Origin of the sequence: Caballeronia humi (assembly GCF_001544475.1) — a bacterium.
GTDB classification, from domain to species: Bacteria; Pseudomonadota; Gammaproteobacteria; order Burkholderiales; family Burkholderiaceae; genus Caballeronia; species Caballeronia humi.
The window spans coordinates 168,079-182,783 of the sequence record NZ_FCNW02000007.1 but is presented as its reverse complement, the minus strand read 5'-3'; the positions used below and the strand labels follow the sequence as shown (position 1 = coordinate 182,783).

General features: G+C 63.3%; 20 protein-coding genes. 13 read left to right on the top strand and 7 right to left on the bottom strand.

From position 1 onward, the window contains the following. The first annotated feature begins 623 nt into the window (after positions 1 to 623). Genes madL through mdcH form a run of 4 tightly spaced genes read left to right on the top strand, consistent with a single transcriptional unit; the run spans position 624 to position 3,388 of the window. Positions 624 to 1,019 (top strand): malonate transporter subunit MadL, encoded by a 396-nt coding sequence (gene madL / locus AWB65_RS10775; RefSeq protein ID WP_087667134.1) that lies wholly within the window; start codon positions 624 to 626, stop codon positions 1,017 to 1,019. Between the two features lie 14 nt (positions 1,020 to 1,033). Next, entirely contained in the window at positions 1,034 to 1,801 is a 768-nt protein-coding gene (gene madM / locus AWB65_RS10770) for a malonate transporter subunit MadM (RefSeq protein ID WP_087657018.1), read from the top strand. A gap of 4 nt (positions 1,802 to 1,805) precedes the next feature. Further along, positions 1,806 to 2,465, top strand: a complete 660-nt coding sequence (locus tag AWB65_RS10765) for a malonate decarboxylase holo-ACP synthase (RefSeq protein WP_087667133.1) — start codon at positions 1,806 to 1,808, stop codon at positions 2,463 to 2,465. Then, positions 2,462 to 3,388 carry a malonate decarboxylase subunit epsilon gene (mdcH, locus tag AWB65_RS10760; RefSeq protein ID WP_087667132.1) on the top strand — a complete coding sequence of 309 codons (927 nt, stop codon included), beginning with the start codon at positions 2,462 to 2,464 and terminating at the stop codon, positions 3,386 to 3,388. Before AWB65_RS10765 ends, mdcH begins: the two co-directional genes overlap by 4 nt. A gap of 5 nt (positions 3,389 to 3,393) precedes the next feature. Here mdcH and AWB65_RS10755 read toward each other — a convergent pair whose 3' ends face one another. From AWB65_RS10755 to AWB65_RS10740, 5 genes are all read right to left on the bottom strand, one after another. After that, positions 3,394 to 4,308 carry a LysR family transcriptional regulator gene (locus AWB65_RS10755; RefSeq protein ID WP_087667131.1) on the bottom strand — a complete coding sequence of 305 codons (915 nt, stop codon included), beginning with the start codon at positions 4,306 to 4,308 and terminating at the stop codon, positions 3,394 to 3,396. Between the two features lie 64 nt (positions 4,309 to 4,372). After that, positions 4,373 to 5,704 carry a sensor histidine kinase gene (locus AWB65_RS10750; protein WP_087667130.1) on the bottom strand — a complete coding sequence of 444 codons (1,332 nt, stop codon included), beginning with the start codon at positions 5,702 to 5,704 and terminating at the stop codon, positions 4,373 to 4,375. After that, on the bottom strand, positions 5,701 to 6,441 hold the full coding sequence (locus AWB65_RS10745) for a response regulator (protein WP_087667129.1): 741 nt from the start codon (positions 6,439 to 6,441) through the stop codon (positions 5,701 to 5,703). The genes AWB65_RS10750 and AWB65_RS10745 overlap by 4 nt, the downstream gene beginning before the upstream one ends. 6 nt (positions 6,442 to 6,447) lie before the next feature. After that, complete coding sequence (locus AWB65_RS37630) at positions 6,448 to 6,570, bottom strand: hypothetical protein (protein WP_268808244.1); 123 nt, start codon at positions 6,568 to 6,570, stop codon at positions 6,448 to 6,450. Continuing rightward, positions 6,567 to 6,938, bottom strand: coding sequence for a GFA family protein (locus AWB65_RS10740; RefSeq protein ID WP_087657024.1), 372 nt, complete (start codon positions 6,936 to 6,938; stop codon positions 6,567 to 6,569). The genes AWB65_RS37630 and AWB65_RS10740 overlap by 4 nt, the downstream gene beginning before the upstream one ends. 176 nt (positions 6,939 to 7,114) lie before the next feature. On the opposite strand from AWB65_RS10740, the gene AWB65_RS10735 reads away from it, so the two are divergent. From AWB65_RS10735 to AWB65_RS10705, 7 genes are all read left to right on the top strand, one after another. Continuing rightward, positions 7,115 to 7,831: a cytochrome c biogenesis CcdA family protein gene (locus AWB65_RS10735; RefSeq protein WP_087667128.1), complete on the top strand. Its 717-nt coding sequence runs from the start codon at positions 7,115 to 7,117 to the stop codon at positions 7,829 to 7,831. Between the two features lies 1 nt (position 7,832). Next, positions 7,833 to 8,363, top strand: a complete 531-nt coding sequence (locus AWB65_RS10730; protein ID WP_087667127.1) for a thioredoxin family protein — start codon at positions 7,833 to 7,835, stop codon at positions 8,361 to 8,363. A gap of 185 nt (positions 8,364 to 8,548) precedes the next feature. Next, complete coding sequence (locus tag AWB65_RS10725; RefSeq protein ID WP_087667126.1) at positions 8,549 to 8,755, top strand: DUF4148 domain-containing protein; 207 nt, start codon at positions 8,549 to 8,551, stop codon at positions 8,753 to 8,755. A gap of 47 nt (positions 8,756 to 8,802) precedes the next feature. Next, a complete protein-coding gene (locus AWB65_RS10720) occupies positions 8,803 to 9,087 on the top strand; it encodes a hypothetical protein (protein ID WP_087667125.1) in 285 nt (94 codons plus the stop codon). A gap of 14 nt (positions 9,088 to 9,101) precedes the next feature. Beyond that, a complete protein-coding gene (locus AWB65_RS10715; RefSeq protein ID WP_087667124.1) occupies positions 9,102 to 9,515 on the top strand; it encodes an organic hydroperoxide resistance protein in 414 nt (137 codons plus the stop codon). A gap of 477 nt (positions 9,516 to 9,992) precedes the next feature. Continuing rightward, complete coding sequence (locus AWB65_RS10710; protein ID WP_087667123.1) at positions 9,993 to 10,187, top strand: hypothetical protein; 195 nt, start codon at positions 9,993 to 9,995, stop codon at positions 10,185 to 10,187. 18 nt (positions 10,188 to 10,205) lie between these two features. Beyond that, positions 10,206 to 10,493, top strand: coding sequence for a hypothetical protein (locus AWB65_RS10705; RefSeq protein ID WP_087657039.1), 288 nt, complete (start codon positions 10,206 to 10,208; stop codon positions 10,491 to 10,493). Here AWB65_RS10705 and AWB65_RS10700 read toward each other — a convergent pair. Both AWB65_RS10700 and AWB65_RS10695 read right to left on the bottom strand, forming a co-directional pair. Then, the gene (locus AWB65_RS10700) at positions 10,490 to 10,900 is read right to left on the bottom strand and encodes a response regulator (protein ID WP_235007578.1); all 411 of its coding nucleotides are present in this window, start codon (positions 10,898 to 10,900) and stop codon (positions 10,490 to 10,492) included. The two genes, AWB65_RS10705 and AWB65_RS10700, sit on opposite strands and share 4 nt — an antisense overlap. A gap of 112 nt (positions 10,901 to 11,012) precedes the next feature. Next, on the bottom strand, positions 11,013 to 11,744 hold the full coding sequence (locus AWB65_RS10695; RefSeq protein ID WP_087667121.1) for a GntR family transcriptional regulator: 732 nt from the start codon (positions 11,742 to 11,744) through the stop codon (positions 11,013 to 11,015). 146 nt (positions 11,745 to 11,890) lie between these two features. Between AWB65_RS10695 and AWB65_RS10690 the strand changes: the two genes are divergently transcribed. Both AWB65_RS10690 and AWB65_RS10685 read left to right on the top strand, forming a co-directional pair. Further along, positions 11,891 to 13,261 (top strand): class-II fumarase/aspartase family protein, encoded by a 1,371-nt coding sequence (locus AWB65_RS10690; RefSeq protein ID WP_087667120.1) that lies wholly within the window; start codon positions 11,891 to 11,893, stop codon positions 13,259 to 13,261. A 23-nt stretch (positions 13,262 to 13,284) separates the two neighbouring features. Continuing rightward, positions 13,285 to 14,700: a cation:dicarboxylate symporter family transporter gene (locus AWB65_RS10685; RefSeq protein WP_087667119.1), complete on the top strand. Its 1,416-nt coding sequence runs from the start codon at positions 13,285 to 13,287 to the stop codon at positions 14,698 to 14,700. The last annotated feature ends 5 nt before the right edge of the window (positions 14,701 to 14,705 follow it).

Below are 14,705 nucleotides of genomic sequence, written 5' to 3'. Positions count from 1 at the left end.
CGCAGTACAACGGACCGGTGCAGCAGTCATACATCCGTCCTCGCGCTACGCGCTCAGACGTTGGGTGCACCGCGCAGAGAATCCAAGGTAACAGGAAGCGCAAGCACAAGATGGTTTTGGTGAACCCGACGTCGGAGCGAAGCGAGGACGGAGCCAACCGGAGCGCATACCACTTAGAGGAAGTGCGCGTTGTCACAGTGGGTCCGCGAGCCAAGCCCGGTTCCACCGTGAGGGCGACACTTACTCTCCAGCGCCAATCCGTTCTTATGCGAGTCAAGGACCGTTAGCACTGGCGGTTGGAAGCTGCTTTCTTTGCTTACTTTCTTTGCAGCAGCAAAGAAAGTGAGTCCCGCCCCGGACAGAGGCAGAGCAAATAGACCGAGAAGAAAACAAGTTTCCTAGGAGCCTAAGCGCATCAAACGGTGTTGAACCACAAACCCAAGCGCCAGCGTAAAACCTTGTGCAAAGAAAGTGAGTCCCGCCCCGGACAGGGGCAGAGCAAATAGACCGATAAGAACACAAGTTCACAAGAAGCGCAGGCGCATCAAACGGTGTAAACAACCCACCCGCCCCAAGCGCCTGCAAAAAAAATTTCCCTATAGATTCTTAACAGGAGACACAACATGATTATCTACGGAACTGCTCTTCTAGCGTTCTGCCACCTGGCAGGCCTCTTCCTCGGCGACCTACTAGGCGTCGCCATTGGTGTAAAGACAAACGTCGGCGGCGTCGGCATCGCAATGCTGCTCCTGATTTTCCTGCGCCTTTATCTTCACAAACGAGGCCTCCTGCCGAAGGAAACGGAAGCCGGCGTCGGCTTCTGGGGCGCGATGTACATCCCCGTCGTCGTCGCAATGGCGGCCAACCAGAACGTCGTCGCCGCGCTCAAAGGCGGCCCCGTCGCGCTGCTCTCGGCCCTCGGCGCCGCAGCAATCTGCGCGGCCTGCATCGCCGTCCTTTCCCGCACCGGTCACGACAGCACGTCGTTCGTGAACGCCCCGCACCTCGAAGAAATCTGAAGCAGGAGACCGCCATGCTGCATATGCTCGACAAGATTCTGATCCAGAACGGCCTCGTCACCGCGTTCTTCCTCGTGGGCCTCATCATGTGGGCGTCGTCGCTGATTTCGCGCAAGCTCACCTTCGGCCGCGTGCACGGCTCGGCGATCGCCATCGTCATCGGCCTCGTGCTCGCCTACATCGGCGGCGCATTCACCGGCGGGCAAAAGGGCATCGCCGATCTGCCACTCTTCACCGGCATCGGCCTGATGGGCGGCGCGATGCTGCGCGACTTCGCGATCGTCGCGACGGCCTTTGAAGTGCAAGCCACCGAGGCGCGCAAGGCGGGGCTCATCGGCGTGGTGTCGCTGCTGCTCGGAACCGTGCTGCCGTTCATCGTCGGCGCGAGCATCGCGCATGCGTTCGGCTATACCGATGCGGTCAGCATGACGACCATCGGCGCAGGTGCGGTCACGTACATCGTGGGACCGGTGACGGGCGCGGCGATCGGCGCGAGCTCGGACGTGATCGCGCTCAGCATCGCGACGGGCCTCATCAAGGCGATCATCGTGATGATCGGCACGCCGCTCGCGGCAGGCTTCATGGGACTGAAGACGCCGCGCTCCGCGATGATCTTCGGCGGCCTGGCGGGCACGGTGAGCGGCGTAAGCGCGGGGCTCGCCGCGACCGATCGCCGGCTCGTACCCTACGGTGCGCTGATCGCGACGTTCCATACGGGCGTCGGCTGCCTGCTCGGGCCTTCGCTGCTGTTCTTTGCCACCAAGGCGCTGATGGGCGCTTGAAAACATGCTCGTGTCCACGTTCGACGAACCGCTTCGCCCGCATGATCTTTTGTGGGTCTCAGGGCCTGACGACATCCGTTCGATAGCGGAAGTGCCGTCGTGGGCAGCGCGCGAATGGCTCTTGCAAGCGCCTGTAGTTGTGCGGCGCGAAGCGGTTAGCGAAGCTGGCGTCGTACCGGTCGGATTGCGCGGACGGGCGCGCAACGAGCGATTTGCGGCTTACGTTTCGCATGAACACATCGTTCGTCGCGTCACGCCCGAGGCGCTTGCCGAGGGCCGCGCCTGGCACACGAATGCAGCACTCGCGGACGTGCCCTGCGTGCAAGCGTTGAGCCGCATCGCGCCCGAACTAGATCGGCTTCGCCTGACGTGGGGCATCACCGGCAGCGTCGGCTTTGCGCTGGCAAGTGGCGTGAGCACGTTGCGACAGGACAGCGACCTCGATTTGCTTCTGCGCTCACCGAAGCCTCTCCCGCGCGATGAAGCCCGCGCGCTTCTCGCGTTGCTGCAAGCGTCCCCCGCCGCGCGCATCGACATGCAAATCGACACGGGTCATGGTGGCTTCGCTCTCGCGGAGTGGGCGGGTTTAACCGATCGCGTGCTGATGAAGACGGCGCACGGTCCTGTCCTCGTATCCGATCCCTGGGGCACCGACGCATCATGAGCGTCCTTTTCACTTTCCCCGGCCAGGGCGGACAACGCGCGGGCATGCTGCACGCGCTGCCCGCTCACGCCGAAACCACGCACACACTCGAAGAAGCCAGCGACACGCTGGGCTACGACGCCCGCTCCCTCGACGATGCCGCCACGCTCCGCTCCACCGTAGCGGTGCAACTGTGCTTGCTGATCGCAGGCGTGGCAGAGGCTCGCGTGCTGCGCGCCCACGGTCACGAACCGGACATGGTCGCGGGCCTTTCGATCGGCGCGTATCCGGCCGCCGTGATCGCAGGCGCGCTCGAGTACGCCGATGCCGTGAAGCTCGTCGAATTGCGCGGCCAGTTGATGGAAACCGCGTACCCGAGCGGCTACGGCATGACGGCGATCATCGGCATGACGCAGCGGGCCATCGAACGGCTGATCGCGCAGGTGAACAGCGATGTCTTCCTCGCGAACATCAATGCGGAAACGCAGATGGTCGTTGCGGGCAGCGATGCCGCGATGCAACGCCTCTCCACGCTCGCCATTGAGCAAGGCGCGCAACGCAGCGAGCGTCTCGACGTCGCGGTTCCATCGCATTGCGCGTTGCTCGACGAACCCGCTGCCGCGCTCGCCGATGCATTCAAAAACGTCGTCATGAAAAGGCCGCGCATCGTGTACCTGAGCAGCAGCATCGCGCGGCCGGTGTTCGATGGCGCGCGCCTCGCCACCGATCTCGCAAGCAACATGGCGCATCAAGTGCGCTGGCGCGACACGATGCGCCTCGCGTGGGAACGCGACGCGCGCCTCGCGATCGAGATGCCGCCCGCCAATGTGCTGACCCGCCTGACGAGCGCGACCTTCAACGAAGGCATCGCAGTGAGTTGCAGCGAGACCGCGCTGTCTAACCTCGGCGCTTTGATCGAGCGGGAACATGCACGCGCGATCTGAAGACGTCAGCCGGCGCTTCTTGTACGCAACCGGCAGACGGCCATCAATGCAAGCAGATTCGGATCGCGCTCGCGGGCGCGCAGGAAGCTGACGCCGATCGTCTGCCGCATCAGGTATTGCGGCTTGAGCGGAATGAGCTGAACCTTGTCCCCGAACACACCGCGCACGCGGCCCGGCAATAGCGTATAGCCGACACCGCCGCTCACCAGATTCATCAGCGAAAAGATATCGCCGACGCGCATGGTGACCTTCGGCGTGAAATCCGCCACGCGAAACGCTTCGATAAACCCGCGATACGTGACAAAGCCATCACCGAGCGAGACGAACGTTTCGTCGCGGCAATCCTGCAAGTCGATGGCTTCCTGCTTCGCATACGGCGATCCGGCAGGCGCCGCGAAAAAGATATCGTCTTCGAAGAGCGGAATCGATTCGACTTCGGGATCGGTGTCGGGCAAGGCCATCAGCGCGGCATCGATGGCGCCTTGCTTGAGCTTGTCGAGCAGTTCGGCGTTCGAGCCGAGCGCGAGTTCGACTTGCAGCGTCGGCCGCCGCACCTTGATATCGACGACGATGCCGGGAACCGTCTGGATCGTCAGCGAATAGAGCGATCCGATCTTCAGCCGGTCCGACGAATAGCCCGCCGCCTCGCGCGTCGCGCGGATGCCGTCGGACATCAGCGTGATCACTTCCTGTGCGACATCGGCGAGCATCTGCGCCGCTTCCGTCGACTTGAGGTTGCGGCCCTCGTGCCGGAAGAGCGCACAGCGCACGCCCTGTTCGAGCGAATGCAACGCCCGATGCACACTGACGGTGCTCACGTTCAGCGCCTCGGCCGCCTTCGCGAGGTTGCCCGTCTCCATGAATGCGAGCAGGACTTCCAGCTTGCGAAAGGTGATCTCCTCGTCGATGCGGTCGCGCATTTCGTTCCATGCAAAGGTTGAAACCGGCCATTATCGGCTCGCGGCCGAACGGGACAAAATAGCGTTAACCCCCGCTCGGGTCGAGGTCCTTCATCACGAGCCTCGCTTCCAGCCCGCCGCCTTGCCGGTTGTGCAGCGTGAGCGTGGCGTTCATCGCGAGCGTGAGCTGACGCGCGATTGCGAGGCCCAGACCCGTGCCGCCGGTGTGACGGTTGCGCGATCCTTCCAGCCGATAAAACGGCTCGAACACCGCCTCGAGCGATTCGGCAGGGATGCCCGGACCGCGATCGAGCACGGAGATCATCACCTCGCGCCCTTCCAGCCTGGCGAGCCTGATCTCGGCCTCGCCGCCGAACTTCAGCGCGTTATCGGTCAGATTGCCGACGATCCGCCGCAACGCCTGCGGCCGCGTCACGAGCGGCGCATCGAGACGGCCTTCCAGCGACACCGTCTTGCCCGCATCGATGTAATCGAGGACGAGGCTGTCGAAGAGCGCATCCGGATCGATGCGGCAAGGCACTTCAGTAGCGCCATGCATCGTGCGCGCGTACGTCACGCCTTCCTTGACGAGCGTTTCCATTTCCTGCAAATCCTGTTGCAGCTTGCTGCCCTGCGCGCTGTCGTCCATCACGTCGACGCGCAGGCGCATGCGCGTGATCGGCGTCTGCAGGTCGTGCGAGATCGACGCGAGGATCTGCATGCGCTCGGTCATGTAAGTTGCGACGCGGTCCTGCATCGCGTTGAATGCCCGCGCGGCGCGTGCCACTTCGTCCGGTCCGTCCTCGGGCAAGCGATCCGCCCTGAGGTCGGGTCCGAGCGTATCGGCGGCGAGTGCGAGCTGCTTCAACGGCCGCGTCGCGAGCCGCACCGCGAGCCAGCAGCACGCGGCGAGCACCACGAGTTGCAGCACGAGCACGAGCGGCAGCCAGCGCGAAAGCGGCGCACCCGACATCGGCCGCATGTCGATCGTCAGCGGCGAGCCATCGGACAGGCGCAGGTGGACTTGCAGGCGCTCGGCGTCGCCGGGAATCGCGTTCACGGTCAACGGATAGCGCTTGCCGATGCCGTCCGCGATCGATTCGGCCACGCGCGCCGAAAGTTGCGCATCGGGCGGGCCGCCGCTCTCGCCGGGTTCGAGCATGAAGCTGTAGCTGCGACGCGCGAGCCGCGGCAGCCATTCGGCGCGCTCGGCTGGCGGCAGGTGATCGAGCAGCGCGACCGAACTCGCGACCTCGCGCTCGATGTATCCCATCATCACGTTGGTCATCGTCTGGTCGCGCTCGGTCATCGTGAGCCAGAACGACATCGTCTGCGCAAGCGCGAGGCCGACGAACAGGATCAGCGCGAGCCGCGCGAACAGCGTGCGCGGCCAGTGCAGCAGCGAGTGCAGGTTCATTGCGGGCCTTCCATCGGGACGACCTCGGCGGAGAATACGTAGCCTTCGCTGCGCAGCGTCTTGATGTAGCGCGGCTCGCGCGCGACGTCCCGCAGACGCTGGCGCAGGCGGCTCACGAGCAGGTCGATCGAGCGGTCGAACTGATCGGCCTGGCGGCCTTGCGTTAGGTTGAGCAACTGGTCGCGCGTCAGCACGCGCTGGGGGTGATCGAGGAAGACGCGCAGCAGCCGGTACTCCGCGCCGGAGAGCGCGACCATCGTGCCTTCGGCGTCGAGCAGATGACGCGCGGTGGTGTCGAGCCGCCAGTCGCCGAAGCCCAGTATCTGGGCCGATTCGGTCACTTCCATGCCGGGCGGCAGCATGCGCACGCGGCGCAGCACCGCGCGGATGCGAGCCAGCAGCTCGCGCACGGCGAACGGCTTGGCGAGGTAATCGTCGGCGCCCATCTCCAGCCCGACGATGCGATCCGCCTCCTCGCTGCGCGCCGTGAGCATCAGAACCGGCACGGCGCGAAACTTGCCGGCGCGCAGTTCGCGGCACAGCACGAGGCCGTCTTCGCCGGGCATCATGAGGTCGAGAACGATCAGATCGGGCACGGCCTGTTCGAGCGCGGCGCGCATCTGCCGGCCATTCGCGGCAAGCGACACGCGCATGCCGCTCTTCTCGAGATAAGTGGCGAGCAACTCGCGAATGCCTCGATCGTCATCGACGATCAGTACGTGGTCGGTGGTTTCCATTCGGGATCATGCCCTTCTGCGTTTGACCTGCACCCGGCCCGGCGTGGTGAGCAGGCACTGAACCGGATGCGCCAGTTCCGCCGCGATTCCGCCGGCGAGGAACACGACGATCGACAGAAAGCGTCTCATGCATCCTCCACCACGGAGGAACTTGCGCCATCGCCGATGGACGCTTCGAGCGCATACGGATCGACGCCTTCGATACAGCCAAGGTTCACGCGCCAAAGAAGCGGGTTCGAGCGCGTCTGGTGGAACGGATAGATACCGCAGTGCTTGCAGAAATAGTGCTTCGCGACGCGCGTATTGAACTGATACAGCGTGAGCGAATCCTCGCCGCTCAAGATCTTCAGCTCACTTGCGGCGAACGGCGGCGACATCAGCGCGCCCTTGCGGCGACACAGGCTGCAGTTGCAGCGCATGGCAGGCTCGACGGGCGTGCGCACTTCGAAAGTGACACGCCCGCAGTGACAGGACCCCTTCAGCAATCCGGCATTCATACGGCTCTCCTCGTTTAGCGATGTCTGCGTTATAGCGCCGATCGCGCGGCGCTTTGTATCGCAATGTATCTCGCGCGGTACGGGACACACAACATTGCATGAAAGCCCCTTTTCCGACACATCCCGGATACGAGCGGGCCTTCAAATACAGCCATGCCCACCACCGGAAGGTCATCGTGCACAACCTCATCGAAACACCGCTCGCCTTTGCGGCGTGTCTTCTCACGATCGCATCGCCCTGCATTCTTCCGATCATGCCGATCCTGCTCGGCACTTCGGTCGATCGTCCGGATCGCGTGCGACCGCTCTTCATCATCGCGGGCTTCATCGTGACCTTTGCGTCGTTCGCGATGCTGCTCGGCGCCGTGTCCAGCTCGGTGCACGTCGCGCAGCAGGCGCTGCGCAATTCCGCGATCGTGCTGCTCGCGCTTTCGGGCTTCCTGCGCGTGTGGCCGCGTCCTTACGACTGGGCCGTCGCGCGCCTTCAGGAGCCGCTGCAACGCCTGTGGCCGGCCTCGCTCACGCCGGCCACCACCGGCAGCGGCAACGCGGGTGGCTTCGTGCTCGGGATGTCGCTCGGCGCGGTCTGGACGCCGTGCGCGGGGCCCGTGCTCGCTTCGATTCTAGTCCTGGTCGTGAAGGCGCAGGACGTCCAGTGGTCGGGGCTCCTGCTCGGGCTGTACGCAATCGGTGCCGCCATTCCGATGCTCGCGATCATCTACGGCGGGCAGTTCATGACTCGACGCGTGCGGCTCCTGGCCCGTCACGCCCATCGCATCCAGCAGGTGTTCGGCGTTCTGGTGATGCTCACCGCGCTCGCCATCTACCTGCAGTACGACGTCCTCGCTTATGCCTGGATTTCCTCTTTCCTTCCTGCCCTCAAAGGACTTTGACATGCTCTCCCGACTCAAGACCGTCGCTGCCGCCACCCTCGTCGCCGCAGCCACCTTAACCGGCGCCGCCGCACATGCGGGCCCGCTCAGGACGAGCGCACCCGCACCGGAATTCACCGGCATCGACAAGTGGCTCAACAGCGAGCCGCTGACCTTGCAGCAGTTGCGCGGCAAGGTGGTGCTCGTCGACTTCTGGACCTACACGTGCATCAACTGCATCAACACGCTGCCCTACGTGAAAAGCTGGGACCAGAAGTACAAGGACCAGGGTCTGGTGGTGGTCGGCGTGCATACGCCCGAGTATCCGTTCGAACGCGACACCGGCAACGTGAAGACCGCGATCAAGCGCTTCGGCATCACGTATCCGGTCGCGCAGGACAACCGCTACGCGACGTGGAGCGCCTACGACAACCAGTACTGGCCCGCGTTCTATCTGATCGACAAGAAGGGACAGGTCGTCTACACGCACTTCGGCGAGGGTGATTACGCGCAGACCGAGGCGGCGATCAAGAACCTGCTGGCGCAAAAGTAGGACGGGGTTTGTATCGCAATGTATCCACCACTTCACCGATACACAAGCTTGCAAAAACCCCGTCGTACGACACAAGCCAGATACGTCAGCGCGTTTTAATGCTTCAACGACGGATGACAGGCAGTTGCAGCGCAATCGATGAAATCCGGGCGTCACTTATCCACTAATCGTTCAGGAGATTCACCATGAAAACCACCCTCGCAGCTTTGGCCTTTGCCGCTTTCGCCGTGTCCGGTCTCGCTAACGCCGCAACGAACACAGCCGATCAACCGGCCGCCATGCAGACGCAGCAGGCCAAAGCCAAGACGCGCGCCGACGTGCGCCATGAACTGATTCAGGCGCAGATGAACGGCCAGATCGCCGGCCTGCAAAACCTCTATCGCGGAAGCTGATCGCCGCGCGCTCATCCGGACACATCCAAATTCTTTCGAGGTTCATCATGATCAAGCATTTCATCGCCGCCGCCCTCATCGCCACCACGGCTGCCGCCGCCGGTTCCGCCTTCGCCAGCAGCGGCTACGGCCCCGCGCCGCACTACGATCCGTCGGCAGGCGCGCCTGCGTCGCAACGCGGCCCGAGCAGCCAGACGATCGGCATCGGACACGCCGACCTTCGCGCCTCGTCCGACGCTGGCGCGCAATCATTCGGCGGCATGCCGGATGCCACGTCGGAGTCGGGCGTGCGCTTCACGAACGATATCCGCGCGACGTTCGCGCATCACTAAACAAGGAGTGCAAGATGACCCGAATCGAAAAGGTGCTGTACACCGGCAAGACTCACACGACGGGCGGCCGCGAAGGCGCGTCGCGCAGTTCCGACGGCCGTCTCGACGTGAAGCTCTCGACGCCCGGCAAGGGCGACGGCACGAATCCCGAACAAATGCTCGCGGCCGGCTGGTCGGCGTGTTTCATCGGCGCGATGGGGATAGCTGCGGCGAAACTGAAAGTCGTGCTCCCCGCCGATACCGCTGTGGACGCTGAGATCGATCTGGGCACGACCGACGGCGGGTACTTCCTGCAAGCGCGGTTGAACGTGAGCCTGCCGGGCGTGACGCGCGAAGTCGCCGAGGCGCTGGCGCACGCCGCGCACGAAACCTGCCCGTATTCGAAAGCGACGCGCGGCAATATCGATGTGGTAATCAACGTGGTTTGACTTCGGCGTCGTTGAGCAACAAAACAAAAAGCCCCGCCGTGCGAAGAACGAACGGCGGGGCCTCTCTCAAGGATTTTTCGTCGACGGAAAGTAGTCGGCGGGTTGTGCTCTACCGCGCCATGACGCTATCCGGATCGGCTCTCACACTCTTTGGCGGATACGCTCAATGTACATACCATTGTGCGGGTCGTCGGTGTGGGGGCACACATTTCCCTGCGTATTCAAGGCACCGATATCGCTTGCTTACCCGCACCATTCAGCGCATTGTTGAACAGTTAGATGCAGACGGCAGCCTTGTTGCGTCGGCATTCCATCCTTGACGGTCGGCGCGGCATCAGGCGCGCACCATGACCTTCCGTGCGTTGCAATCGTGGCACGAGCCTCGTGTCCTGCCCGCGCAGACTTTTCCTCCGTCAGTCGACATCGTGGACACGCTCGCGTTTCCACGTGCTTTGAATTGCACAACCGAGAACCCTCATGATCGACGACCAAGTGAATCCCGACGAAATCGCGGAGAGCAACAAGCTTCCGTCCACCGATGAAAGCAAGCGCGAACGCCACGGCGACGCCGCCGCTGCGCTATACGGATCGCAACCCGTCCCGCAAATGCGCTGGATACGGCACGCGAAACAATGGTTCGGCGCCGGCGCCGGCGTGACGCGGGCGAAGTGAACCAGGGGAAGATCCATCATGAACGACGACACTACACGCACTTATCGAGGCCTCGGCATCTATCCGCTGATCTACCCGCACCGGCCTCGCGGCGCCGATGGCGCACGCCATCCCGACGAAGGCTTCGATGCATCGGTGAGGATCACGCGGCCACAGCAAGGCGCCGCTCCGGCGTTGAGCCGCGTATTCCGAATCCCCGCGGTTAAACCCTTCGACGGATCGGGCGAAGCGCGCCTTGCCTCGACGAGTTACGCGGAACGCCTGATCGATGGCCAGATCGAAGGCATCTCGTTCGCCGCGCCTTAAGAACGGAGAGCGCTCACTCCACCGTTTGTTTGCGCCAGCCGCGTGATGAGCGCGGTCAGATGCGCGGGCTCCTGCCCTTTCTGGCAGTAACCGTCGAATTCGTGGTTCGTGAGATGCCTGCGAACCTCGGACTCATCGAGCGCCGTGAATGCGATGATCGCGATGGGACTCGTGCGTTCATCGTGCCGCAGTGCGAGCGCTGCCTGGAAGCCGTTGCATTCCGGCATCGAGATATCCATGATGATCACGTCCGGATTCCAGTCGGTGCCCATCCGGATCGCTTCCGCGCCGCCGTAGGCCAGGCGGCACTCCATCCCTTCGAAAGATAAATACGCGGCCAGCGCCTGCGCTGCATTGATGTTGTCGTCGACGACCAGCACATGCAATCGCGACGAATCCGCCTGCACCTTTCTCTCTGTCCAGGGGTGACACCTTCTTGAATGTCGGTCCGAGGTCATGGCTTTGCTCCCATTGTTCCTTTAAAGGGAGCATGCGCCGTACCTGCCGGATCTGGCGACGCTAGACGTCCGACCGTTTGAGACGCATCGCGACTGAAAAGCGCTCGGCAGGATGGACGCTGATCGATATCTCGAAGGTCGCGCCGGACGAATCCAGATAGCGCCGCACGATTTCGAGTGCGGCCGTGCCTTTTTCGACGCGCAGCCGTTCTGCCATCTCTTGTGACACCAATACCGCCTGCACGCCCTGCTGGATTTCCGCGATGCTGCGTCCGTGGCGCGCCTCGATCAACGAGCTGATCAGCGTGCCGGGCTCTTCGCGCGCGGCTTCGGCTACGTCGATGTAGTCGGGATCGATGTAGACATCCGTCCAGCCAACGGGCGGGCTGTCCTTGCCGCCATCGATACGCAGACTGGATATACGCAGCCAGCGCGCGCCGTCCGTGCACTTCAACGTCTTCGCGAGCCTGCCTTCCGCGACGATCTCCTCCACCGATTGCACCAGCCGCAAGTGCTCCGAGCCGAACTGCACGAGGTCATCCACCGAGGCGAGCGTCGGCCGGAACTCATTTCGCGGACGCGCCGATTCGACCCGCGTCCCCGCGTTCTTGCGCCTCGAGACCAGTCCCATTTGTTGTAATTCGTGCAACGCGGCCCGCACCGTGTGACGGCTCGTCTGGTACTGATCGCGTAGTTCGAGTTCGGTCGGGAGCACCGAGCCCACTGGATAACGGCCGGAGGCGATCGCCTCGGTCAACTCTCGGGCGATATCGGCGAAATGCGGTCTGTTCATGGTCGTTTTTGTGAGGTTTTGCTTGGCCTAGGGTAAATCATAGCTTGTTGCATATGTTCGAACATATTAATCTGTATATGTCCGGACATATTGAGCGTTTTGGCTCTGACTGCTCCGTCTCTTTCCCGCAAATTCGTGAGGTCGCAATGACGAGTCGCACTATTCCGATGGCCAGCACCGTGGTCGATTCCATCCTGTTCCGTGACGCATTCGGCACCGCGAAGATGCGCGCGCTCTTTTCCGATCACGCGCTCGTGCAGCGCTACATCGATGTGGAAGTCGCGCTGGCGAGAGCCGAGGCGCGCGTTGGCGTGATTCCCGCCGATGCCGCGCAGGTCATCGCGCGGGAATCGACGATCGAGCGGATCGACTTCGACCACATGCGCGAGGAAACCGACATCGTCGGTTATCCGATCTTGCCGCTCGTGCACCAGATGGTCGAAATGTGCGGCGACGCCGGGCGCTACGTTCACTGGGGCGCGACCACGCAGGACATCATGGACACGGCGGTCGCGCTGCAAGTGCGCGATGCGCTCGACGTGATCGACGGCGACATTCGCGAGTTGCGGGCGATCCTCGTCGATCTCGCAAGCAAGCATCGCGACACGCCGATGGCCGGCCGCACGCATTTGCAGCAGGCGCTGCCCGTCACGTTCGGCTACAAGGTCGCCATCTGGCTCGCGATGTTCGACCGGCATCAGGAGCGCCTCGCAGAACTGCGTCCGCGCGTGGCGGTGGTCGAATTCGCGGGCGCGGCGGGCACGCTGGCATCGCTCGGCGACAAGGGCTTCGAGGTGCAAAAGGCGCTCGCCGAGGAACTGAAGCTCGGCGTCCCGGCAACGACGTGGCACGTCGCCCGCGACGGTTTCGCCGAAGCGGTCAACCTGCTCGCGCTCGTGACGGGTTCGCTCGGCAAGATCGCGCTCGACATCATGATCATGGCGTCCACCGAGTTCGCCGAAGTCTACGAGCCGTTCGTCAAGGGCCGTGGCGCGAGCAGCACCATGCCGCAAAAGCGCAATCCGATTTCGAGCGAACTGATGCTCGCCGCAGCCAAAGCGGTACGCCAGCACGCGGGCCTGATGGTCGACGCGATGATCCAGGACTTCGAGCGCGCGACCGGCCCGTGGCACGCGGAATGGATCGCGATCCCCGAGAGTTTCATCCTGTCGGCGGGCGCACTGCACCAGGCGAAGTTCGCGCTCGGCGGGTTGATCGTCGATACGGAGCGCATGAAGCACAACCTCGGCATCACGAAGGGGCTGATCGTCGCGGAGGCCGTCATGATGGGCATGGCGCCGTTCACCGGCCGCCAGCAGGCGCACGACATCGTCTATGACGCGTGCCGCACCGTCAACGAAAAGGGCGGCACGCTCGCCGAGGCGCTCGCGGCGCTGCCCGAGGTCACGAAGCACTTCGACCGCGCCGAGATCGATCGCATGACCGATCCCGCCAACTATCTCGGCCTCGCTCCGCGCATGGTCGACCGAGCCATCGAACTGTCGAGCGGCATCTGACCCACGACGTGGAGGAGCACATCATGAACAACGAAATCGCTTCACATGACGAGTCGATCGTCGCGCCGCCGAAGAAGCTGCCGTGGTATCGCAAGCTCGGCATGCAAGTATTGCTGTCGCTCGTGCTGGGCATCGCGGTCGGGCTGATCTTTCCGAAGTTCGCCGCGCAACTGAAGGTGATGGGCGACATCTTTCTCTCGCTGATCAAGGCGGGCGTCGCGCCGCTCGTGTTCCTTACGATCGTGCACGGCATCGCATCGGCGGGCGACGTGAAGAGCGCGGGACGCGTCGGCTGGCGCGCGATCGTCTACTTCGAAGTCGTCTCGACGATCGCGCTGATGGTCGGTCTGCTTGCCGGCAACCTGCTGCAGATCGGCAAGGGCATGACGTCGGTTGCGGTGGGCGCCGTGCCCGCGACGGCAGCGAAAGCCGCGCCGCAAGGCTTCACCGAGTTCATCATGCACGTCGTGCCGGACAACTTCATCGGTGCGTTCGCGAAGGGCGAATTGCTGCAGGTGGTGGTGCTCGCGGTGATGGTCGGCATCGGCATCCTCGCGATTCCCGAACGGCGGCGCGTGCGGATCAACGAAGGGCTCGACCTCGTCTCCGAAGTGCTGTTCTCGTTCATCAACCTCGTGATGAAGCTCGCGCCGCTCGGCACGTTCGGCGCGGTTGCGTACTCGGTGGGCAGCAATGGCACGGCTGTGTTGATCGCGCTTGCGCAACTCGTGCTGAGCTTCTATGGCGTGGTGTTCCTGTTCATCGTCGTCGTGATGGGATTGATCGCGAAACTCGCGGGCTTCTCCCTCTGGCGCTTCCTGCGCTATATCAAGGACGAGATCTTCATCGTGCTCGGCACGGCTTCATCGGAAAGCGCGCTGCCGCGTCTTTTGATCAAGCTCGAACGGCTCGGCTGTGCGAAGCAGACGGTCGGCCTCGTGCTGCCGACGGGGTACGCGTTCAACCTGGATGGCACTTCGCTCTTCATGTCGATGGGCGTGATGTTCATCGCTCATGCGTACGGCGTGCCGATCACGCTCGAACATCAGATCGGCATCCTGTTGCTGATGCTGCTGACTTCGAAGGGCGCGGCGACGGTATCGGGCGGATCGTTTGTTGTGTTCGCGGCGACGGTGACCTCGACGGGAATCCTGCCGGTCGAAGGACTCGCGGTGATCTTCGGCGTGTACCGCTTCATGTCAATGGCGATCGCGACGTGCAACACGATCGGCAACAGCCTCGCGACGGTGGTCATCGCCAAGTGGTCGCGGACGTATGACGCGAGCGTCGCCGAGCGGCATCTTTATCCGGAGCGTTATCCGGAGACGGCATCGGCCGATGCCAGCCTTGCCGACGGCAACCTGCTGCCCGAAGACATGAACGACGCGAATCCGCATCCTGCCGGTATTTCGATGACGAGCGCGGGCACCACGCGTTGAGCATC